The organism is Nesterenkonia sp. NBAIMH1 (assembly GCF_007922635.1).
Lineage (GTDB): Bacteria > Actinomycetota > Actinomycetes > Actinomycetales > Micrococcaceae > Nesterenkonia > Nesterenkonia pannonica.
The window spans coordinates 1204861-1227318 of record NZ_CP042335.1; the positions used below are offsets into that span (position 1 = coordinate 1204861).

Sequence of the window (22458 nt, forward strand, 5' to 3'; positions counted from 1 at the left end):
TGCCGCTCATGCGCCCGCTAGGCGCGGCGGCCGGGCTGACCCTCACCCTGGGGGTCGGCACGGCCGCCTACGCCGGCGTCGTTGAGCGTCGCCGCTACACACTCCGACGCGCTGAAGGAACCCTGCCCGGACTGCGCGCACCGCTGCGCATCCTTCACATCTCAGACATCCACTACGTGCCCGGCCAGCGCAGGGCCTTCGAATGGCTGCGGCAGCTGGCTGATCTGAAGCCGGACCTGGTGATCAACACCGGCGACAACCTCTCCCACCCGGACGCGGTCGACGAGGTGCTGGACGCACTCGCCGCGCTCCGGCAATTTCCTGGCGCCTTCGTACCGGGATCCAATGACTACTTCGCGCCGCAGCTGAAGAACCCCCTCAAATACCTGGGCGGCCCCTCCCAGCCCCATCAGGAGCATGGGGAGCCCACCCTGGACACCGCAGCCCTGCACCGGGGCTTCGAAAGCACCGGCTGGGCCGACCTGACCAACGCCGGCGCCTCGCTCCAGGTGGGCGAGAGCCGAATCCGCCTCGCCGGCACCGACGACGCCCACATCGAGCGCGACGACTTCCCCGGATGGCCCGGCGAGGAGGAGGGTGCCCGCATCGGCGTCACCCACGCGCCGGTCCGATCAGTGCTCGCCGAGTTCGCCGAGGCAGAGGCCGGGATCGTCTTCGCCGGCCACACCCACGGCGGCCAGGTCTGCCTCCCCGGCGGCCGTGCGCTGGTCACCAACTGCGACCTCCCCGCCCGGCAGGCCAAGGGCCTGAGCCGCATCGACCGCAGCGGCACGCCCTCCCTGCGCGGTCGCACCCTCCTGCACGTCTCAGCCGGCATCGGCACATCCCGAACCGCACCGCTGCGGCTGTTCTGCCCGCCCGAGGCGACCCTGCTGACGCTCACGCCCCCTGAGAGCAGAGCCTCCGGATGACGAGCGGGAAGGCGTCTCAGCAGCAGGCTCAGGCGCAGGGCCAGCAGCGCAGCCTCCGGGAGGCGCTGACCCGCCTCGGCCCATACTTCGAGGGGCTTCGCCTGCGCTGGACGCTGGGCGTGCTCTCCGCAGTGGGTGCAGGCGTGACGGCCCTGGCGATCCCCCAGATGCTGGGCAGGGTCGTCGACGACATCGAGGCCGACGGCGCCGCTGCGCAGGCCGTGTGGCTGGGAGCCGGCTTCATCCTCGCGCTCGGCCTCCTCGAAGCCGTCCTGGTGTACATGCGCCGGTTCTTCGTCATCCCGGTCGCCTCAGACGCCGAGACGAACATGCGCACCACACTCTTCGGCCGCCTGGTGGGTCAGTCGGCAGCATTCCACGCCTCATGGGATGCCGGTCAGCTGCAGTCCCGGGCGATAGCGGACCTGAACATGCTGCGCCGGTTCTTCGCATTCGGGTCACTGATGCTGGTGACCGTCGTCGTCACCCTCCTCACCGGCCTGACGCTCATGTTCGTGAACTCGCCCGTCATGGCGAGCATCTTCCTCTTCGGCGCCGTCCCGGTGCTGGTGTTCGGACCCCGTTTTCGCCGGCGATTCTCCCGGCTCTCGAGGGCCTCGCAGGATCAGGCGGGCGACGTCGCGACCGAGGTCGAAGAGTCTGTGCACGGGATCCGGGTGCTCAAAGCCTTCGGGCGCAGCGACGAGGCCCAGGCCAGCTTCCGCACCCAGGCGCAGCAGCTGCGCGTCCTGGAGATCACTAAGGCCAGGACCCTCGCAGCGTTTCAGCTCATCATGATCCTTCTGCCGGAGGGCGTCCTGGCGGTCTGCCTGGCCGGCGGCATCTGGCAGGTCAGCGAGGGCAATGTCACCGCCGGTGCGATCACCAGCTTCTTCGGCGTGGCCATCGTGCTGAAGGCGCCCCTGGAGAACATCGGCCAGCTCCTGTCTATGGTGTTCATGGCGAAGACAGCCATAGACCGCCACATCGACGTGATGAGCATCCCGCCCGAGCTGACCTCGCCGGAGCGCCCCGCCGCAGCACCGGAGCGAGGGCTGGTGGAGCTCGAGGGCGTCAGCTTCCGCTTCCCGCACACCTCCCAGGCGGAGCCCGACCTGCTCGATCAGGTCAGCCTGCGGGTGGAGCCCGGCGAGACCCTGGCGCTGGTCTCCTCCACCGGCGGCGGCACCTCGACCCTGCTGAGCCTGATTCCTCGCCTGCACGACGTCACCGGCGGAGCAGTGCGCATCGACGGCGTCGATGTGCGGGACTTCGACCTCGCCGATCTCCGTTCGCGGGTGGCCATGGCGTTCGAGGATCCCACGCTCTTCTCGGCGTCGGTGCGCGCCAACGTGCTGCTGGGCACCGAGCATGAGCGCGAGGAGGACGACCCGCACCATCCGCAGTGCCCCGGGGCACCCGGCACCGATGAGCTCGAACGCGTGATGGAGGAGGCGCTGACCACCGCGGACGCCGAATTCGTGGAGTCTCTTCCGTACGGCGCGGACACTCGCATCGGCGAGGAGGGCCTGAGCCTCTCCGGCGGTCAGCGGCAGCGTCTGGCCCTGGCCAGAGCAATTGCTGCCCGCCCGTCCGTGCTGCTGCTCGACGATCCGCTCTCCGCGCTGGACGTGCGCACCGAGGAGCGCGTCACCGAACGCCTGAAATCCGCCCTCCATGGGACCACCACCATCATCGTCGCCCACCGGCCCTCCACGGTGGCGCTAGCCGACCGGGTGGCGCTGCTGCACAAACAGCCCGGACAGGGAGCGCGGATCGCTGAGACGGGCACCCATACTGAGCTGCTGGCGCGCAGTGAGCTGTACCGCAGTGTGATGGCGCCCCAGCGGGAGCTGATCTGATGGCCGGGCAGCGAGCCGACGCGTCCGGCACCGAGTCGACCCCAGACCCGTTCGCACACCTGCGGGGCACAGCCGGCGAGGAGCAGACCGACCTCACCACGGAGGAGCGCCGCTTCATCCGGCGCCGCTCCTGGAGGCTGCTGGTGCGAGTCTCGGAGGGCCAGCGGCTGCGTCTGCTGCTGACGGCCATCGCCGTGGTGGTCTCCCAGGCCGCTCAGGCCTCCACTCCCATGATTGTGGCCTTCGCGCTGAACTGGGGCATCCCGACGATGCTCGACGGCGACGTCCGCGGCGTGTTCGTCCCGGCCGCGGTGTACATGACCGCTGCCGTCACCGCCGCGCTGCTGCTGTTCTGCTACACCCGGATGACCGCGACCGCCGCCCAGGCGATGCTGTTCCGGCTGCGCGACGACGTCTTCGAGCAGACCCAGCGGCTCTCCCTGGACTTCCATGAGACGTACACCTCCGGGCGGGTGATCTCACGCCAGACCAGTGATCTGGAGTCGCTGCGGGAGCTGCTCGACGGCGGCGTGAACGCGCTGGTGCAGGGCGGGATGTTCATGCTGTTCACCGCCGTGTCGATCGTGGTGATGGATCCCCGCTCGGGGCTGGTGCTGGCGGTGGCCTGCGTGCCCGTCTTCTTCCTCGCGCGCTGGTATCAGAAGCGCTCCGAGGTCGCGTACCGGCGGACAAGGATCAGCTCGGCCCGGATGATCGTGCACTTCGTGGAATCGATGACGGGCATCCGCGCCGTGCAGGCGTTCCGGCGTGAGCATTCCAGGAACCGGCAGTACCGGCAGCTGACCGGCGACTACCGCAATGATCAGGTCCGGGCGATCAGCCTCTTCGGCGTGCTCCAGCCCTCCCTGCTCCTGGTGGGGAACCTCACCGTGACAGCCGTGCTGCTGTGGGGCGGTTTCCGCGCCCTCGAAGGCGACCTCAGCGCGGGCACCCTGGCCGGGGTGGTGCTGGCCACCAAGCGCGTCTTCCAGCCCCTGGACATGATCGCGATCTTCTACAACTCGCTGCAGTCGGCGGTCGCGGCCCTGGAGAAGGTCTCCGGCCTCCTCGAGGAGAAGCCGAAGGTCACCGAGGCCCCTGAGCCTCAGCAGCTTCCGCAGGCGCGGGGCGAGGTCAGGTTCGAGGCGGCCGAGTTCCGCTACACGAACGACGGCCCGGTCGCACTGCGACAGATGGATCTGCACATTCCTGCCGGTCAGACCGTGGCTATTGTGGGCCGCACCGGAGCGGGCAAGTCCACGCTGGCCAAGCTGCTCACCCGCTTCTACGACGTCACCTCCGGGCGCGTGACCCTCGACGGCGTTGACCTTCGGCAGCTGGCCGAGAAGGACCGGCAGCGACACGTGGCCATGGTCACCCAGGAGGCCTTCCTGTTCTCCGGGAGCGTGCGGGAGAACATCGCCCTGGGCCGCCCGAGCGCCACCTTCGAGGAAGTGGTCGCCGCGGCGAAGGTCGTAGGGGTGCATGACTTCATCGAGTCGCTGCCCGAGGGCTACGAGACCGACGTGAGCAAGCGCGGCGGCAGGCTCTCTGCGGGGCAGCGCCAGCTGGTCAGCTTCGCGCGGGCCTTCCTGGCTGACCCGACCGTGCTGATCCTGGACGAGGCGACCGCTTCGCTGGACCTGCCCAGCGAGCAGCTGGTCCAGCAGGGGCTCGAACGTCTCTTGGGCAGCCGCACCGCACTCATCATCGCCCACCGCCTCTCCACGGTGGCGATCGCCGACCGGGTCCTGGTCATTGATGAGGGCACGGTGATTGAGGACGGGACCCCTCAGGAGCTCATCGACGCCGGCGGGTACTTCTCCCAGCTGCACACCGCATGGGAAGCCTCCATGTCCAGCGGCGCGTAGAAGCCCCCTGCCGCCCGGACGTACGCCGGGCCAACACACGTGCTGCGGTTGGGCCGCATCCGGGGGCTCTGCTGACATGATGACTTCGGGTCCTCTGCAGCCTTCCCCTTTCTTCCCCCGAAGCAGATGGCCTAGGAGAACCGCTGTGCCTATGGAACAGCTGGCTGAACGGCCCGCGCCCACGCCCGCCGCACCTCAGCGTGCCCGCCCCACCGGCCTGCGGAAGCGGCGCCCGGCGGAGGGCACCCGTTCCCGCATCCACGGGCTCGACGGGCTCCGCGCCCTGGCCGTGGTGCTGGTCATCGTCTACCACATCAACCCCTCGTGGGCCCCGGGCGGATTCGTCGGCGTGGATGTGTTCTTCGTGATCAGCGGGTTCCTCATCACCTCGCTGCTGATCCGCGAGTACAGGGACCGTGGCCGGATCGATCTGAAGCGCTTCTACGTCCGGCGAGCACGCCGCCTCGTCCCCGCCATCGTGCTGGTCGTGGCCGCCTGCACCCTGGCCGCCGCCGCACTGGGCGGCGACGTCCTCACGGGTCTGGGCTGGCAGCTGGTCGGGATCTTCACGTTCACGGCGAACTGGACGCAGATGGCCGCGAGCTTCGACTACTTCAACGCCTCCCAGGCGGGGCTGTTCGACAACTTCTGGTCCTTGGCCATCGAGGAGCAGTTCTACCTCCTGTGGCCGGTTCTGCTGATCGCCTTCCTGGTCAGGGCTCGGCTGCCCAAACAGGCGTTCGCCCGGATGCGCGCCAACCTGATAGCCCTCGCCGTGGTCTCGACAGTCCTGATGCTCGGCCTGGTCCACTTCGGCCAGGCGAACATCGCCTACCTGGCCACCGTGAGCCACCTCTACGGGCTGCTGCTCGGCGCCGCATTGGCCTTCAGCCCCAAAGCCTTCCTGAAGACGCCCCCCGTCAGCGCCGGCGCCGCCGGAGATGCGTCCGGCCACGCCTCAGGCAGCTCCGGGGGCCTGAAGGCGGAGGTCCCTGCCTCACGCGTCCAGGAGACTGCCGCAGTCGTGGGACGCGGCGGGCTGGCGCTGCTGATGACGGCGGCGGGCCTGGCGGCCATCGGACTGCTCACCTTCTCCGCATGGGCCGAAACCCCCGGCCGCGAGCCGCTCCTCACCCTCGGCGGAACCCTGGCCGGCCTGCTGCTGGTGGGTGCATGCCTCATCGGCCCCGCAGGACTCTCCCGGTGGGGTGACGTAAGCCTGCTGGGATGGATCGGCACACGCTCCTACGGCCTCTACCTGTGGCACTTCCCTCTGATCGTGCTGGCCGACCACCTCATGGCAGCGCACCGGATCCCGCTGCTGGAGCTGCTCGACCAGTATCAGGTGAGGGTGCTGGCCGTCATCGTCGCCGTGGCAGCGGCGGAGGCCAGCTACCGGTGGGTGGAGATGCCCGTGCGCCGACACGGGTTCGGCCATGTGCTGAAGGCTCCTGCGCGGGCCGCCGCGGCAGGAACGATCGTCGCCGCTCTCGTCGCCTCGATTGCCTGGTCGCAGACCAGCTCGCCGGAGTCCACCTCCCTCCAGACCCTCCTCGCCGAGGGCCAGGAGCACACCCAGTCCTTTGCGGGAGAGGACGAGGACGGCCTGCCTGCCGAGGACCCGGCGGATGATCAGCACGACACCGTCACGGAGTCGTTCGAACGAGGCGGCCTGCTTCCCGGAGGCCCGGCTCTTCCGGGCAGCGACGACCGAAGCTCGTCGTCGGCGGCTGACGAAGAGCCGGAGGCCGCTGAGGAGGAATCCGACGAGGCTGATGCATCGGGGCCGGACCCGACGCCTGAGGACGTGCTCGAGGAGGAGCCCGAGGCCGCGCCGAGCGAGGCCGTGCAGGAGGAGGCAGCCCCCTCGCCGGATGCCGGGGAGCCTGAGCCGCAGGACCCCTCACCCACCGACAGCGCACCGTCCCCGACCGAAGAGGCATCCGCCTCCGAGGAGCCCCCCCCGAGCGAGGACCCCACCCCGAGCGAGGAGCCGACTCCTGAGGACGAGGCGACCGACTCCGAGGAGGAGGCAGCACCCGAGGAGGCTCCCGCGGTGGAGAGCGGGAGCGGTGCCAGCATGGTTGCTGTGGGCGATTCGGTGATGCTCGCATCATCCGGCGCCCTGACGAGCCGGTTCGATGTGGTAGTGGACGCAGCCGAGTCGCGGCAGCTGGTCAGCGCCCCGGACATCGTCTCAGCCGCGGTCAGCCAGGTGCCCTCCGCCGAGACGGTGGTGCTCGGCGTCGGCATCAACGGTGTGGGCAGCGAGGCGGATGTGACCCGGGCCGTCAGCGCCGCCGGCGACAGGACAGTCATCCTGGTGAACCTCTATGGGCCGATGGCATTCGTGGACTCGCACAACGCCATGCTGCAGAGCGTCGCCGCGAGCCGCAGCAACGTGCGCGTCGCCGACTGGAACAGCAGGGCCGACGCGAACACGCACTGCCTGCAGGCCGACCAGGTCCACCCCACCGGCGAGTGCACGGCCGAGTACGCGGCCGCCGTCGCAAGCGCGCTCTAGTCGCACCCGGAGACCGGCACAGCAGCACTTGTAGACTCGAATCAGTAAGGGCTGTCTGAACCGGGGAGAATGCTGTGGTCAACGAATGGTGGGAAACTGTCCTGCTGATCTTCGGGTGCGTCGCTGCCCTTCTCTTTCTCCTGTGGGGCATCGGCAAAGTCAGCGGCGACGATGATGACGAGAAGACCGCCACCCTTGACACCACGGCGACGCTCCACCTGCTGGCTGACGTGGCCGCCGAAGCTCACGCCCAGGGCACCGAGGCGCAGCGCGCCATGGAGGAGCTGCGCGAGATCGCCCCGCAGCTTGAAGCAGACGATTGGCGGCTCTTCGAAGATCGCTACCGCGAAACCGTCGAAGCCTTCTCCACGGGCCAGGCTGAGATCAACGACCAGATGGAGCACCTGGAGCGGATCTTCCGCCGCGATCGGGTCATCGGCCAGGCCCGTCGCAGCCTGCGCGACAGCTAGGCGGTGCGCCGCCGTCCCGGGTGCGCTCGGAGACGTCGAGGGTGCCCGGTGGCCTAGAGCTGCGGCTCCTGGCCGGTGAGGCGGCGGTATGCGTCGATGTACCGCTCCCGGGTGGCAGCAACGATGTGCTCCGGCAGCGGCGGGGGTGCGACGCCGGCCTCACGGTCCCAGCCTGAATCCTCACTGGTGAGCCAATCACGCACGAACTGCTTGTCAAAGCTCGGCTGCGACCTCCCCGGCGCCCACTCATCGGCGGGCCAGAACCGGGAAGAATCCGGGGTGAGGACCTCATCGGCGAGCACCATGCCCCCCTGCTCGTCGATCCCGAACTCCACTTTCGTGTCGGCCAGGATGATGCCCGCTTCCCTCGCCCGAGCGCCGGCGAGCTCGTAGATCCGCAGGCTCTGGTCCTTCAGGGCGCTGGCCCGCTCCGAGCCCACCACCTCCACGAGCCTGTCGTAGGTGATGTTCTCGTCGTGGTCGCCCTGCTCAGCCTTGGTCGAGGGGGTGAAGAGCGGCTCCGGCAGCTCGGACCCGTCCACCAGCCCTGCAGGCAGCGGGATCCCGGTGACGGTCCTGCTCTGCTGGTACTCCTTCAGCCCGGAGCCGGTCAGGAAGCCGCGCACGATCGCTTCGGCCGAGACCATGCTCAGGCGCCGAACGATGACGGCCCGGCCCTCCACCGCCGCGGGCACCTCCGTGGAGACGACGTGGTTCGCGATGCCGTGCTTCTCGAGCTCCCGGAACCACCAGAGGCTCATCTGGGTAAGGATCCTGCCCTTGTCCGGTATGCCCGGTGAGAGGACGTGGTCGAAGGCGCTGACCCGGTCAGTCGTCACCAGGAGCATGACGTCCTGACCGTCCCATTCGGAGCCGGGCGCCGGGGTGTAGAGCTCGCGCACTTTGCCGGACCCCGCGTGCACCCAGCCGGGAAGCTGGGACGCGACTCGGATCTCTCCGCCGAGTGCCTTGGCGGCGATGTCGGTGCGGTGCTGGGCGCCGGGCCAGGTGATCTGCTCGACTCCGGCGTATGCGCGGTCGCGCGCTTCGGCGAGGCTGGCGCCGGTCCCGACGACGGCGAGCACCCGTCCGCCTGCGGTGAGAGTGCGGCCAGCATCGTCGGCGGCGGTGCCCGCATGCAGCACAGAGACGCCCTCCAGGGCCTCCGCTCGCTCCAGCCCCTCGATGGGGTCGCCCTTCTGCGGGGTCTCCGGGTAGTTCGCGGCGGCAAGGACGACGTCGACGGCGGCGCCGGGCTTCCAGGCCAGGGGCCGGCCAGTCCCGTCCGGGCCTGCGTTCAGGGCGCCGACTGCGGCGTCGTGCAGCAGCTGGCCGAGCCCGGTCTCGAGCCGCTCCAGGACCGCCTGGGTCTCGGGGTCGCCGAAGCGGACGTTGAACTCCACCACGCGCACACCGCGCGAGGTGACGGCGAGGCCGCAGTAGAGCACACCCACGAAGGGGGTGCCGCGGCGGGCCATCTCCTGAACGGTGGGAGCCGCCACGGCATCCATCACGATCTGGGTGAAGTCCCGGACGGTGCCGGAGGCGTCGGTCTCGGTGTAGCCCTCCAGCCAGTCCAGGGGGGTGTAGGCGCCCATGCCGCCGGTGTTGGGGCCCTCGTCGTGGTCGAAGATGCGCTTGAAGTCCTGGGCAGGAGTGAGCGGCACCAGGCTTTCGCCGTCGGAGAGGACGAAGAGGCTGACCTCGGGGCCGTCGAGGAACTCCTCGATCACCACCGTTCCGCCGACCTCGAAGCAGGCCTGGGCGTGCGCCAGCGCCTCCTCGCGGTCATCGGTGACCACCACGCCTTTGCCGGCGGCGAGGCCGTCGTCCTTGACCACGTGCGGGGCGCCGAAGCGGTCCAGAGCCTCTGCGGCCTCCTGCGGGCCGGCCGCGTGCACCGCCTCAGCAGTGGGCACGCCCGCCGCGGACATGATCTCTTTGGCGAAGGCCTTCGAGGCCTCGAGCTGGGCCGCCGCCCTGGAGGGCCCGAAGGCGGGGATGCCTGCCGCGCGGACTGCGTCGGCGACTCCTGCGGCCAGGGGCGCCTCGGGGCCGATCACTACGAGGTCGAAGCTGCCGGCGAGCGCCAGCTGCGCCACGGCGTCTCCGTCCTGGGCGTCCACCGGCCTGCAGACGACATCGTGTGCGATGCCTGCGTTGCCGGGGGCGGCCTCGACCGTCTCCACGGCGGGGTCGCGCAGCAGGGCCCGGACCAATGCGTGCTCTCGGCCGCCAGGGCCCACCACCAGAACCTTCATGGGCCCAACACTATCGGTCAGTAGGCTTAGGGCTTATGAGCACAGTCGAGACGGCATCCGTCGCTGAGTCCGCAGAGCTGGCCGTCGTGACCCGGGCCGGGGTGGTCGAGTCCAGGCACCTGGGTTCGGCGGTGCTGGTCAGCGCCGACGGCAGCGTGGCCAAGTCCTTGGGCGCACCCGGGCGGACCATGTTTCCCCGGTCCACGCTGAAGCCTCTGCAGGCGATCGCGTCCCTGCGGGCTGGTGCGCTGATCTCCCCTGAGGCGGTGGCGATCGCCTGCGGCTCCCATGTGGGGTCCCGGAAGCATCAGGACCTGGTGGCCCAGACTCTGCAGGCGGAGGGGCTGGATGAGTCGCATCTGCAGTGCCCTCCCGCGCTGCCGTCCGCGCCGCTGGATCTGAAAGTGCACCTGGAGGCGGGCAAGGACGCCACCCCGCTGGCCTACAACTGCTCCGGCAAGCATGCCGGCTTCCTCGCTGCGGCGCGCACGCAGGGCTCGCGCCTGGCCACCTACCTGGACCCGGACCACCCGCTGCAGCTGTCGGTCATGGAGGTCATCGAGGAGTACACCGGTGAGCGCCCCGTCGCAGTGGGCACGGACGGGTGCGGCGCCCCGGCTCCGGCGATGAGCCTGACCGGCCTGGCCCGAGGCATCGGGAAGGTCGCCGGGGCGCAGCGCAACCGCGGGGCGGAGCTGCACGCGTTCACGGTGGCTCAGGCGATGCTCGACTACCCCTGGCTGGTGCACGGCCGCCGCGAGGCGGACACGGTGGTGATGGAGGAGCTGGGGCTGATCTCGAAGCTCGGCGCGGAGGGCGTTCTGGTCCTCGCGGCTCCGGATGGGACGGCCGCGGCGGTCAAGACGCTCGACGGCAGCCACCGGGCCAACTATCTGGTGGGTCTCAGCCTGCTGGCCTCGGTCGGTGCGGTGGATCTTGATCAGCTCTCTGCGGTGCTGAAGAAGATCCTCAAGCCCATTGTCGGCGGCGCTGATCAGCGGACCGTGGGCGCGGTGCGGCTGAGCCAGGCCGTCACGTCGGTGCTGTAGCGATGGCACGACGCCGCATTTCGGCCGCGGAGGGATCTGCGGCGGCACGCAGCTGGGCTCAGGCCCAGGAGGCGGGCGCCGCGACGGACCGTCGCACGCTGGCGACGGCGGTCAGGTACCTGCTGGAGGAGCTGGCCGAGCGGGCTCCGGGCAGCAGCGTGGAGGTCCGAGTGCCGCCCTTCGGCGTCGCGCAGTGCGTGGAGGGCCCCTCCCATACGCGCGGCACTCCCCCGAATGTGGTGGAGATGAGCCCGCAGACATGGATGGAGCTCGCCACAGGCCTGAGCACCTGGCAGGAGGCCTACGCCGCCGGGGGCATCAGCGCCTCGGGCACCCGGGCCGATCTGTCAGGGCTGGTTCCGCTGATCTGAGAGCAGCGCGCTGAGGTCGGCGACTTCGCCGCGCAGTGCCCGGATCTCCTCGTAGAGGACCTCGTTGTCGCGCCGCGGCTCAGCGTCTGCGCTGCCGCGGTCCGTAGGCTCCTCGGCGGACTGCTCGCCGTCCTCCACGCCGTTGACGCTGACGGTCTCCATGGCGCTCTTGGCGCTGGGCATGTCATGCAGGGTGTTCATGGCGTCGACGATGACGGCGATGATGAGGTTCAGCGCCGTGAACGCGGCGAGGATGATGAAGGGGATGAAGAACGCCCAGGCCCATTCGTGCTCGTCCATGGCGGGCCGGACGATGGTCTCCCAGGAGCTCAGGGTGGCGATCTGGAAGAGGCTGAACAGGGAGGCCCAGAAGCTGCCGAAGAATTCGGGGAGCGTCTCGCGGAAGAAGGTGGTGGCCATGACCGCGGCGACGTAGAAGATGATGCCCAGCAGCATGCCGGTGGAGAGGATCCCGGGAATGGCGGCCAGCAGGGCACCGACCACTTTGCGCAGCTGCGGCAGCTGGGAGATCAGGCGCAGGACGCGCAGCACGCGCAGGGTGCGGAGCACCTCGAATCCGTCTCCGGCCGGAACCACGGCGGCTCCGACGACCAGGAAGTCGAAGACGTTCCAGGGGTCGCGGAAGAACCTCCAGCCGAAGGCGACGAGCTTCAGCAGGATCTCGATCACGAAGATGGACAGGCAGATGACGTCCACGGTGATCAGCAGCGGACCGACGGTGTCCATCACATCGGGCGAGGTCTCCAGGCCCAGGACGACGGCGTTGAGGAGGATGACGCCGATGACGAGGCGCTGGACGGGGCTGGACTCGACCCACTCCCCCAGCTGGGCGCGCCAGGGCGCGGCGCCGGGCGGGGATTCTGCGGGGGTGCTCATCGACCGCCAATCCTAGGCCATGCCTGAGGGGCCCGGCCTCCTGTGCCCGCACGCGCGGAAAGCAGTAGACTGGTGGCTATGCCTTCACACGAGCCGCGTGGTCGTGCGCGTGTGCGCAGCACACCCAAGCTCATCCCCTTCATGATCGGCGCACCGGTCGTGGCATTCACCGCTGCGGTCATCACCGTCACCGTCACTCCTCCGGCGGAGGACTACACCACAGGCGCCTCCATCGGCACCTTCACCATGTTCTACACCGTGCCCTGCCTGATGCTGGCTGCTGTCGCCTACCTGGCCACGGAGAAGATCATGCGCCGTCGGGCCACCACGTATGACATGGAGCGCCTGCCGGACAACGGCCGGGTGCCCCACGACGACCCTGACGCTCCCTCCGACGGAAACGAGGCCCCCCGCAGTGCCTGATGCAACCGCGCGGCTGAACTTCAACCTCCTCGACGAAGACCCTCTGCCGCAGGACGAATGCGGCGTCTTCGGCGTATGGGCTCCCGGCGAGGAGGTCTCCAAGCTCGCCTACTACGGCCTGTACGCCCTTCAGCACCGCGGCCAGGAGTCTGCGGGCATCGCAGCGAGCGACGGCGACCACATCAAGGTGTACAAGGATGTGGGGCTGGTCTCCCAGGTGTTCGACGAGGCCACCCTCTCGGCACTGACCGGTCACATCGCGGTGGGCCACTGCCGCTACTCGACCACCGGGGCCAACAACTGGGCGAATGCCCAGCCCACTTTGGGCGCCACCCCTCATGGGACGGTCGCTCTGGGCCACAACGGCAACCTCACCAACTCTGCTGAGCTGCGGGACGCGGTGGTGGAGCGTCACGGCGAGCGCACCTTCGGGGAGCTCGCCCAGGGCAACACCACCGATACGGCCCTGGTCACCGCGCTGCTGAAGGAGGAGCCGGGCGAGTCCCTGGAGCAGCAGATCCTGGCGCTGCTGCCGCGCCTCAAAGGCGCCTTCTGCCTGGCCTTCATGGACGAGAACACGCTCTACGCGGCGCGCGACCCTCAGGGTGTGCGCCCGCTGGTGCTGGGCCGGCTCTCCCGCGGGTGGGTGGTCGCCTCCGAGCAGTCTGCCCTGGCCACAGTGGGCGCCTCCGTGATCCGAGAGATCGAGCCCGGGGAGCTCATCGCGATCGACGCTGAGGGTGTGCGGTCCCACCGGTTCGCCGAGGCGGCTCCTGCGCGCTGCGCGTTCGAGTACGTCTACCTGGCCCGCCCCGACGCCACCATCAATGGGCGCTCGGTGTACGAGGCCCGCGTGGAGATGGGCCGCCAGCTGGCGCGCGAGGAGCAGCACTCCGCTGACATCGTGATCCCTGTCCCGGAGTCCGGCACCCCGGCCGCTGTGGGCTATGCGGAGGCTTCAGGGCTTCCCTTCGCCCAAGGCTTCATCAAGAACTCCTACGTAGGGCGAACGTTCATCCAGCCTTCGCAGACGCTGCGCCAGCTGGGCATCCGGCTGAAGCTCAACGTGATGGACCATGTGGTGGCGGGCAAGAAGGTGGTGGTGGTGGACGATTCGATCGTCCGCGGCAACACCCAGAAGGCCATCGTGGGGATGCTGAAGGAGGCGGGCGCCGCGGAGGTGCATGTGAAGATCTCCTCGCCGCCCATCAAGTGGCCCTGCTTCTACGGCATCGACTTCGCGACCCGTGCTGAGCTGATCGCCAATGGGGCCACCATGGACGAGATCGCTGCGGCGGTGGGCGCGGATTCGCTGGCCTACATCAGCGAGGAGGGCATGATCGCAGCCACCGGCCAGCCGCGCTCCACCCTGTGCACCGCCTGCTTCACCGGCGAGTACCCCATTGAGCTTCCTCCGGAGGATCGGCGGGGCAAGATGCTCCTGGAGCAGCCGCGCCTGCCGGGCATGCCGTACCAGCGCCCGCAGACCGGGTGCGAGCCGGGGCCGGACTCCGAGTTTGAGCTGGACGAGACCGAACCGCCGCTTCGAGAGGAAGTCCCCCTGCGATGAGCACCACCTATGCCTCCTCCGGTGTGGACACCGAAGCCGGGGACCGCGCCGTCGAGCTGATGAAGGCCCATGTGGAGGCCACCCACGGCCCGCAGGTGATGGGCGGAGTGGGCGCATTCGCGGGCCTCTTCGACGCCTCGGAGCTGAAGCGCCTGCCCAAGCCTCTGCTGGCCACCTCCACCGACGGGGTCGGCACCAAGGTCGCTATCGCCCAGGCGATGGACATTCACGATTCGATCGGCTTCGACTTGGTCGGCATGGTGGTCGACGACATCGTCGTCATGGGCGCCAAGCCGCTGTTCATGACGGACTACATCGCCTGCGGCAAAGTCGAGCCCAGCCGCATTGCGGCGATCGTCTCCGGTGTGGCGAAGGCCGCCGCTGAGGCGGGCACTGCACTGGTCGGCGGGGAGACCGCCGAGCACCCGGGCCTGCTGGGCGAGCACGAGTATGACGTCGCGGGTGCGACCACCGGCGTAGTCGACGCCTCCGCTGTGCTGGGTGCCGAGCGGGTGCGCCCCGGCGACAAGGTGGTCGGCATCGCTTCCTCCGGCATCCACTCGAACGGCTATTCGCTGGTGCGCCGCATCGTCGCCGACGCGAAGTGGGAGCTCTCGCAGCAGGTTCCGGAGTTCGGGCGCACCCTCGGCGAGGAGCTGCTGGAGCCCACCCGTCTGTACACCGCACCGTGCCTTGATCTGGTGGAGTCCCTCAACGGGGATCCGGCCCAGGGCGAGCTGCCTGAGGATCTGCCGGTGCGCGGCTTCAGCCATGTCACCGGCGGCGGCCTGGCGGCGAACCTCGCACGGGTGCTTCCGTCCGGGCTGGTGGCGCGCGTGGACCGCTCGACCTGGTCGGTTCCGCCGGTGTTCTCCGTGCTCTCGGAGCTGGGCGGCGTTCCGCAGGCCGACGCGGAGCGCACCTGGAACCTGGGTGTCGGCATGGTCGCCGTGGTAGCCGCTGAGAAGGCGGACGAGGCTGTGGCCCAGCTGACCGCTGCCGGGCAGTCGGCGTGGATCATGGGGGAGGTCGCCGAATACGACGCATCCTCCTCCGACCTCACCGGCGATGATTTCACTCAGGGCGCCAAGGGCGTGGACGGCGGAGCCGTGCTGCTCACCGGCGCCTACTCCGGCTGACCGAGGACTTCTTCGCCCCCGGCTGAGCCAGCCGGCCCACCACGGCCAGCGCCCCGTCGACGGCGAGGGCGAGCCCCGTCACCAGCACCGCCCCCACGAGCACGCGCCCGTAGTCGTAGAGGGCCAGTCCGTCGAAGATGTACCGGCCGATGCCTCCGAGGTTCACGTATGCGGCGATCATCGCTGTGGCGATGACCTGCAGGGAGGCCCCCCGCAGTCCGGCGATCATGCCGGGCAGCCCGTTGCGCAGCTCCACCCCGATCACCTGATGACGGGCCATGCCCATGGCCCATGCGGCGTCGACCACGGCGCGGTCCACGCTGCGCATCCCGGAGTAGACCCCTGCGAGCAGCGGCGGAATGGCGAGGGTGACCAGCGCAAGCACCGGCGGCAGCAGCCCCAGCCCCATGAGCAGCACCAGCAGGGTCATCAGGCCCAGGGAGGGGATGGCGCGCAGGGAGTTGGCGACGGTGACGATGAACGTCTGGCCACGTCCGGTGTGGCCGACGTATACCCCTGCCGGGAAGGCGAGCAGGGCCGCGAGGGCCACGGCGATGAAGGAGTACCAGAGGTGCTCCCCGACGCGCACCGGGATCCCCTGGGCGCCCCACCAGTTCTCGGGGTCGGCGAAGTAGGCGATCATGTCAGCCAGCATGGGCACGCTCCCAGGGGGTGAGCAGCCAGCCGGCCGCGGCGATGAGCCGGTCCATGATGAAGGCCAGCACCATGATCGCCAGGATGCCGGCGAAGACCTGGTCCGGGTAGCTGCGCTGGTAGCCGGAGGTGAAGAGCTCGCCGAGCCCGCCCACACCGATCACGGCCCCTACTGAGACGAGGGAGACGTTCGTGGCTGCGGTGACGCGCAGCCCGGCGGTCAGCACCGGGATCGCCAGGGGAAGGTCCACGAAGAGGGCCCTCCCGAGCTGTGAGTATCCGCTGGCCTGGGCGGCGTCGCGGACGCTGGTGCTGACCGCGTCGAGCGAGTCGAACACCGAGCGCAGGGTCAGCGCCCCGGAGTAGAGCGTGAGCGCGGCGATCACGTTGATGGGGTCCAGCACCTGGGTGCCGATGATGGTGGGGATGGTGACGAACAGCGCCAGGGAGGGAATGGTGAAGGCGATGGATGCCAGGGCGACGGCGATGCGGCGTCCGTAGCGGCGATCGTTGAGGAACAGGCCCAGGGGCACGGCGATGATCAGCCCCAGCAGGGTGGGGATGGTGGAGAGCACGGTGTGCTCCCAGAAGAGCTCCATGAGCCGGGAGAAGTTGTTGAGCGCCCAGTTCACGGAAGGTCAGCCTCCGGGGCGTGAGGCGAGTGCGGCGAAGATGTCGTCACGCTCGGCTGTGCCGATGAGGGCGCCTGAGCTGTCCGTCACCGGTGCCGTGTGCGCCGGGGAGGACAGCACCGCATCGACTGCTGACCTCAGGCTGCCGTCCTCGCTGAGCGTGGAGGTGACCGGCGTCCTCTCCTGTGAGGGGGCCTCCCAGGCATCGGGGCGTCCGGCGTCGTCGACCAGCAGCGCCCAGCCGTCCCTCAGGCTCACGCGTCCGCCCTGCGGCGGCTCCGTGGGGGCGATGCGCACCTGGGAGGCGCTGGCGAAGGCGAGAGAGCGGATGCCTCGCTCACGTCCTGCGAATCGGGAGACGAAGTCGTTGGCGGGGGCGGTGAGGACCCGTTCGGGGCTGTCGTGCTGCTGCAGCACTCCCCCGGGGCCGAACACGGCGATCCGGTCTCCGAGGAGCAGCGCCTCTTCGATGTCGTGGGTGACGAAGACGATGGTCTTCTTCAGCTCGTCCTGGAGGCGCAGCAGCTCCTGCTGGAGGTCTTGGCGCACCAGCGGGTCCACTGCGCTGAACGGTTCGTCCATCAGCAGGATGGGCGGGTCCGAGGCGAGCGCCCGGGCCACGCCGACGCGCTGCTGCTGGCCCCCGGAGAGCTGGGAGGGGTACCGGCCGGCGAGGGACTCGTCGAGGCCCACCCGGGTGAGCACCTCGTAGGAGGCGCTGCGGGCCTCCTTGCGGCTCTGGCCGGTGAGGCGCAGCACGGTGGCGACGTTGTCGACCACGGTGCGGTGCGGCAGCAGCCCGGCGTGCTGCATCACGTAGCCGATGCCCCGCCGGAGCTGGGCCGGGCGGCGGCTGGCAGCGTCGGAGCCGTTGATCTCGATGGTGCCCTCGGTCGGCTCAATCATGCGGTTGATCATCCGCATGGCGGTCGTCTTGCCGCATCCGGAGGGGCCGACGAAGACGGTCATGCTGCCGGCCTCCACGGTCAGGCTCAGGCCATCGACCGCGGAGGTGCCGTCCGGGTAGGTCTTGGAGACCCCGCGGAAGGTGATCACAGCGTGCCGCGCTTCGGCGGCCGCGCTGCGCCGAGCGCACCTCGCACGGTCACCCCTCGATCAGCCCCTGCTCTTCGAGCCAGTCGCGTGCCGCGTCGGAGGGCTCCTGGTTCTCGCTGCCGCTGACCCGGTCGTTGAGCTCGATGAGCTCGTCGGTGCTCAGCAGCTCGGAGACCGCGTCGAGGGTCTCGGCGATGTCCTCGTCCATGGCGTCGCTGCTGATGATGGGGACGACCTGCTGGGCGGGGAAGTTGCTCTCGGGGTCCTCGAGGACGACGAGGTCGTTCTCAGGCAGTGCGGGGCTGGTGGTGAAGATGTTGGCAGCGGTCACGTCGCCGCTGACGAGGGCGTCGACGGTGGCGGGGCCGCCTCCGTCGGAGATGGGGGTGAACTCGGAGATCTCCAGGCCATAGTTCTCCTCCAGGCCGGGGATCCCCACGGAGCGCTCCTGGAACTCCGGCGGCCCGGCGAAGGTGATGTCCTCGGACTGGTCGGCGAGGTCGCCGATGGTGGTCAGGTCCCAGTCCTCGGCGGTCTCTGAGGTGACGACGACGGCGTCGGTGGACTCCGCCTCGGCGGGGGTGAGCATCTCCAGGCCGCGCTCCTCCAGCGCTGCGGGGAGCTCATCGTTGATGCTGTCGGCGTCGGTGGCTTCGGAGTCCTCCTCGAGGTAGAAGAGGAGGTTCCCGGTGTACTCAGGGATGAGGTCGATGGACCCGTCCTCCAGGGCCGGGACGTAGGCCTCCCGGGAGCCGATGTTCATGCTGGTGCTGACCTCGACGCCGCTGTCCTCCAGGGCGTGGGCGTAGAGGTATGCCACCACTTCGGACTCGGGGAAGTCGGCGGAGCCGATGGTGACCGCGCCGCTGGCCTCACCCTCCTGGCCCTCGTCGGCCTCCTCCTCGGTGGGATCGGCGCAGGCTCCGAGCAGGAGGCTGCCGGCTGCGGCGAGGGAGATCCACGCGGCGGGCCGTCGGCGGGCGCGCGGGGCGGTGGTCGGCTGGCTCATGGTCGGTACCTCCGGAGGTGCGGGTGCGATGCGCCGGCATGAGCCGGATCAGACCATCCTATGAGCTGGAGCCTGAACCTACGCTCCATGTGTCTTTTTCTGACCCCCCTGGTCAGGAGCCTGCTTCGCCTCGCCCTCGCTGGATGATGCGGGCCAGGAGCTTCTCCCGCAGCGCGGGCTCCAGCTGCTCATCGGTGAGCGCCTCGTAGAGCCAGAGGCCGTCTGAGGCGAGCCGGGCGAGGAACATGTCGACGGCTCTGTCGTCGGACTCCTCGGGCAGCGGGGGCGCCCACCGCTCGTGCACGGCATTCCATATGGCTTGGGACTCGGGGTCCTCGGTGGCCTGGAGCATCAGCTGCAGCTCGGCGCGGTCGGGGTTCCCGGCGGGTGATGCCGAGCCGCGCACGTAGGCTTCGAGCCGGCTCTGCTCGTCCAGCTCCTCAGGGTGGGCGGGCGCGGCCTCGTCGCTGACCTGCTGGGCCATGTAGCGCTCCCACCCGCCCGAGACGTGCTCGTGGAGTGCTCGCAGGAGCGCCTCGCGGGAGGGGAAGTGGTAGACGAGGCCGCCTTTGGTGAGTCCGGCCTCGGCGGCGACCGCCTCGTAGGACAGGGCGGTGACGCCGTCGCGCTGGACCACTCGGGTGGCTGCCTCCAGGGCCTGCTCACGCTTGGACTGCCGCACGTTGCCTCGCTTCCCCTGTCTTCTGCTGCTGGGCCGGGCTCTCCGGCGGGCGCTGCTGATCCACCTTAGTGATTGTTCGGGTAGGCCTGGGATTCGGTGCCGGGCTTGTAGGGCCACAGGAACGCTGTGACGGCTACGGAGCCGACGATCATCACGGCTGAGAGCGCGGTGAGGACGCTGAGGTAGGCGGTGTCGAAGGCTGCGGAGGCGGCGGCGATGACGTCGGCGCTGCCGCTTTCGATGGCGGCCGCCGGTGAGGCGCCGGCGTACTCCTCGACGCTGGGCGGAAGGATGAGCGTGTGGGTGTAGACCAGCGTCAGCAGGGCTCCGAGGAGGGCGACGCCGAGCAGGTTGCCGAACTCGTAGGACACCTCTTCGGTGGAGGCGGCCATGCCGGCCCGGTGCGGGGGCACGTTGCCCATGATGGCTGTGGAGGCCACGGAGATGGAGCAGCCCATGCCGGCCCCGGCGATCACCAGGGAGACCACCAGCCCGAGGAGCGAGTCCTGGAAGGCGGAGACGGTGGCGCCGATGGTTCCCAGGGCGGCGACGCCCATGCCTCCGCCGATGAGGACGAGCAGGCCGATGCGCTGCAGCAGGGCTCCGCCGACGATGGAGAAGGGCGCGGAGCCTGCGGCGAGCGCGGTGACCAGCAGCCCAGCCTCCAGCGGGCTGAAGCCTTCGAGCAGCTGGTACCGCTGGGCGACGGCGAGCTGGACCCCTGCGGTGATGAAGGTGGCGAGCCCGGCGCCGATGACGCCGCCGGTGAATCCGCGGTTCCGGAACATCCCGAAGTCGATGAGCGGCTCGGCGGTGCGGGCCAGCCGCACCTGCCGTCTGGCGAACAGGGTCAGCACCACCGCACCCACTGCTGTGGAGACGATGGCCACCGGGTAGTCGATGGGCGCTTCGGCCCAGGTCTTGATGGCCAGCACTGCCGCCCCCATGCCGACAAGGGCTTGGGCTGAGGAGATCGCATCCCACCGGCGTGAGGCGTCGTAGACGTTGCGGGGGCCCACCAGGATCATCGCCGCGGAGGCGGCCACCACGATGGGCAGGTTGATGAGGAACACCGATCCCCACCAGAAGAACTCCAGCAGCACCCCGGAGACGATGGGCCCCATGGCCATGGCGACCATGAACGTGGAGGCCCACACGGCGATGGCGATGTTGCGCTCGCGCACGTTGGAGAAGCTGATGCGGATCAGGGCGAGGGTGGCGGGGAGCATGAGCGCCCCTCCGGCGGCCAGCAGCGCGCGGGCGGCGATCAGCACTTCGGGGTTGGGGGAGTAGGCGGCTGTCAGGGAGGCGACGCCGAAGACGACCATGCCCACTTGGAAGGTCCGCTTGTGCCCGAAGCGGTCGCCGAGCGCCCCGGAGCCGGGGAGCAGTCCGGCCATGAAGAGGGGGTAGATGTTGAGGATCCACAGCTGCTGGGAGGCGCTGGCCTCCAGGGCGGAGGTCAGGCGGGGCAGGGCGGTGTAGAGGATCGTCATGTCCAGGGCCACGAGCAGCAGCCCTGCGGAGACGATGACGAGGACGGTCCAGCGCTGCCAGCGGGTGAGGCTGGTGTCTGGGGCTGCGGAGGGGCGCAGGGGGCCGCTGGCACGCCGGTCGGCCCGGGGAACCGGACCGGTTTCGGTGCTCACCCGCTTGCGCCCTGTCAGAGTCCGCATCACATCCACAGTCGCAAACTGTACCGTACGTACGGTTAAGTGTGGGGGGGCTTGTGCCCCGTCTCACAGCTGCCTGCGCCCTGCTCTCTTCGCGAACTGGTCCATCGCATCGATCACCGCCGTGGCCTGCCAGACCTGGTTGCGACGCATGGTGCTCGGCTGTTCGAGCACACCTGCCTCCTCCAGGGATTGGATCGCGTTGCGCGCAGTGCGGTCAGAGACATTCAGGCGCTCGGCCGCCCAGCTCGCGTCGACGACGGGCTGCTCGAAGATATGCTCTGCAAGCCTCCACGCGGCAGAGCCCCGTCGAGCTCTGATGGCGCCCTCCCAGGTGCTGAGGATCTCCCCCAGCTCTGCCCCCAGGACGCGCCCGTTCTGCACAGCGGAGAGGGCACTGTTGGCCATTTCTTGGACGATGGGGTCCAGCTCTCCCTCCCGGTAGGCGGTGAGCGCCTCGAAGTATCTTCGGGTGCTGCGCAGCAGCCCTGCCGAGACCGGCACAGTGGATTCTGCGGTGACGCCCAGTCGCCTCAGCGTGGTGTGCACCAGCACCCGCCCCGTTCTGCCGTTGCCGTCCTCGAAGGGGTGGAGGGTCTCGAACTGGGCGTGTGAGACGGCAGAGAGGACGAGAGGCTCGATGTCGCGCCGATTCGAGAACCTGAACCAGTCCTCAGCAGCCGCGGCTAGCCTCGAATGGTGCGGCGCTGTGAAGTCCGCCCCGTGGGGACTGAAGGAGGACGCCCCGATCCACACTTGGCGGGTGCGCCACCTGCCGGCGATCTCGGGCCAGGCGTCCTTCATCAGAGCATGGTGTATGCCGAGGACCGTCTCCTCAGTCAGCTCGCGCCCCAAGGTGAGGGCTTGGGTCATGGAGGCAGTATTCGCCGCGACTTCTGCTGCGTTCTCCTTGGCGGGGAGCCCCAGCATCGCGACTGCCAGATTTCGGGCCCCAGCAGTGATGTTCTCGATCTGTGAGCTTGAGGCCGCCTCTGTGCGCAGCAGGACCGCCGGCATGGCCACAGGGAGACGTGCCGCGTACTGGTCGAAGCGGATTGCGGCCGCGGTGGCCTCGTGAGCGAGCTCGAGGGTCTCGGGGGAAAGGTGACGTTCAGGGTTCAGCTCAGCGATTTCGGGAGCGAGGGCCGCCTGATAGGGGCGGCTGCGCCGATGCTGCTCGAAGACGTCGAGGTGGGCAGCGACCTGCGCGGGCAGATCCCAGTCATACTGCTCATAGCTCACGGAGGGCCATGCGCTCATCCTTCAGCACCTCTCTTCCTTATTGAAGGTTAGTGCAACATCCTTCAATAAGGAATCGCCTTATTGAAGGTTATGGGCAGATCCTTCAATAAGGCACGTGGAGGCGGCTGGCCGATAGTGTGG

19 protein-coding genes are annotated in these 22458 nt (G+C 69.3%); 10 read left to right on the forward strand and 9 right to left on the reverse strand.

The annotated features are described in order from the left end of the window. Positions 1-8: 8 nt before the first annotated feature. The 5 genes from FS388_RS05670 (at position 9) to FS388_RS05690 (ending at position 7659) form a co-directional block, all read left to right on the forward strand. On the forward strand, positions 9-932 hold the full coding sequence (locus FS388_RS05670) for a metallophosphoesterase (RefSeq protein WP_146340503.1): 924 nt from the start codon (positions 9-11) through the stop codon (positions 930-932). After that, positions 929-2794 carry an ABC transporter ATP-binding protein gene (locus tag FS388_RS05675; RefSeq protein ID WP_146340505.1) on the forward strand — a complete coding sequence of 622 codons (1866 nt, stop codon included), beginning with the start codon at positions 929-931 and terminating at the stop codon, positions 2792-2794. Before FS388_RS05670 ends, FS388_RS05675 begins: the two co-directional genes overlap by 4 nt. Further along, positions 2794-4665, forward strand: coding sequence for an ABC transporter ATP-binding protein (locus tag FS388_RS05680; RefSeq protein ID WP_146340507.1), 1872 nt, complete (start codon positions 2794-2796; stop codon positions 4663-4665). The genes FS388_RS05675 and FS388_RS05680 overlap by 1 nt, the downstream gene beginning before the upstream one ends. A 151-nt stretch (positions 4666-4816) precedes the next feature. Then, positions 4817-7189, forward strand: coding sequence for an acyltransferase family protein (locus FS388_RS05685; protein WP_246836342.1), 2373 nt, complete (start codon positions 4817-4819; stop codon positions 7187-7189). Positions 7190-7263: 74 nt separating this feature from the next. Further along, complete coding sequence (locus tag FS388_RS05690) at positions 7264-7659, forward strand: hypothetical protein (RefSeq protein ID WP_146340511.1); 396 nt, start codon at positions 7264-7266, stop codon at positions 7657-7659. A gap of 53 nt (positions 7660-7712) precedes the next feature. On the opposite strand, the gene purD is transcribed toward FS388_RS05690, so the two are convergent. After that, positions 7713-9920, reverse strand: a complete 2208-nt coding sequence (gene purD / locus FS388_RS05695) for a phosphoribosylamine--glycine ligase (RefSeq protein WP_146340513.1) — start codon at positions 9918-9920, stop codon at positions 7713-7715. A 35-nt stretch (positions 9921-9955) separates the two neighbouring features. Here purD and FS388_RS05700 point away from each other — a divergent pair, with 35 nt between their 5' ends. Together FS388_RS05700 and FS388_RS05705 are read left to right on the forward strand one after the other, a co-directional pair. Further along, entirely contained in the window at positions 9956-10969 is a 1014-nt protein-coding gene (locus FS388_RS05700; RefSeq protein ID WP_146340515.1) for an asparaginase, read from the forward strand. 2 nt (positions 10970-10971) lie between these two features. After that, entirely contained in the window at positions 10972-11340 is a 369-nt protein-coding gene (locus FS388_RS05705) for a sterol carrier family protein (RefSeq protein ID WP_146340517.1), read from the forward strand. On the opposite strand, the gene FS388_RS05710 is transcribed toward FS388_RS05705, so the two are convergent. Then, a complete protein-coding gene (locus FS388_RS05710; protein WP_146340519.1) occupies positions 11317-12237 on the reverse strand; it encodes an ion transporter in 921 nt (306 codons plus the stop codon). The genes FS388_RS05705 and FS388_RS05710 overlap by 24 nt on opposite strands. A 78-nt stretch (positions 12238-12315) precedes the next feature. On the opposite strand from FS388_RS05710, the gene FS388_RS05715 reads away from it, so the two are divergent. From FS388_RS05715 to purM, 3 genes are read left to right on the forward strand one after another with little or no spacing between them, the layout of a single operon-like run. Further along, positions 12316-12660: a hypothetical protein gene (locus FS388_RS05715; RefSeq protein ID WP_146340521.1), complete on the forward strand. Its 345-nt coding sequence runs from the start codon at positions 12316-12318 to the stop codon at positions 12658-12660. After that, positions 12653-14230: an amidophosphoribosyltransferase gene (gene purF / locus FS388_RS05720; RefSeq protein WP_246836316.1), complete on the forward strand. Its 1578-nt coding sequence runs from the start codon at positions 12653-12655 to the stop codon at positions 14228-14230. The genes FS388_RS05715 and purF overlap by 8 nt, the downstream gene beginning before the upstream one ends. Further along, positions 14227-15369 (forward strand): phosphoribosylformylglycinamidine cyclo-ligase, encoded by a 1143-nt coding sequence (gene purM / locus FS388_RS05725; protein WP_146340525.1) that lies wholly within the window; start codon positions 14227-14229, stop codon positions 15367-15369. Before purF ends, purM begins: the two co-directional genes overlap by 4 nt. Here purM and FS388_RS05730 read toward each other — a convergent pair. From FS388_RS05730 to FS388_RS05760, 7 genes are all read right to left on the reverse strand, one after another. After that, positions 15347-16024 (reverse strand): ABC transporter permease, encoded by a 678-nt coding sequence (locus tag FS388_RS05730; protein ID WP_146340527.1) that lies wholly within the window; start codon positions 16022-16024, stop codon positions 15347-15349. The genes purM and FS388_RS05730 overlap by 23 nt on opposite strands. Beyond that, a complete protein-coding gene (locus FS388_RS05735; RefSeq protein ID WP_246836317.1) occupies positions 16014-16655 on the reverse strand; it encodes an ABC transporter permease in 642 nt (213 codons plus the stop codon). Before FS388_RS05735 ends, FS388_RS05730 begins: the two co-directional genes overlap by 11 nt. A 6-nt stretch (positions 16656-16661) precedes the next feature. After that, positions 16662-17711 carry an ABC transporter ATP-binding protein gene (locus FS388_RS05740; RefSeq protein WP_146340529.1) on the reverse strand — a complete coding sequence of 350 codons (1050 nt, stop codon included), beginning with the start codon at positions 17709-17711 and terminating at the stop codon, positions 16662-16664. A 49-nt stretch (positions 17712-17760) separates the two neighbouring features. Next, positions 17761-18720, reverse strand: coding sequence for an ABC transporter substrate-binding protein (locus FS388_RS05745; protein WP_146340531.1), 960 nt, complete (start codon positions 18718-18720; stop codon positions 17761-17763). A 112-nt stretch (positions 18721-18832) separates the two neighbouring features. Next, the gene (locus tag FS388_RS05750; protein ID WP_146340533.1) at positions 18833-19402 is read right to left on the reverse strand and encodes a TetR/AcrR family transcriptional regulator; all 570 of its coding nucleotides are present in this window, start codon (positions 19400-19402) and stop codon (positions 18833-18835) included. A gap of 65 nt (positions 19403-19467) precedes the next feature. Beyond that, positions 19468-20997, reverse strand: a complete 1530-nt coding sequence (locus tag FS388_RS05755) for an MFS transporter (protein ID WP_371708773.1) — start codon at positions 20995-20997, stop codon at positions 19468-19470. A 144-nt stretch (positions 20998-21141) separates the two neighbouring features. Continuing rightward, positions 21142-22335, reverse strand: coding sequence for a Fic family protein (locus tag FS388_RS05760; RefSeq protein ID WP_146340537.1), 1194 nt, complete (start codon positions 22333-22335; stop codon positions 21142-21144). Between the last annotated feature and the right edge of the window lie 123 nt (positions 22336-22458).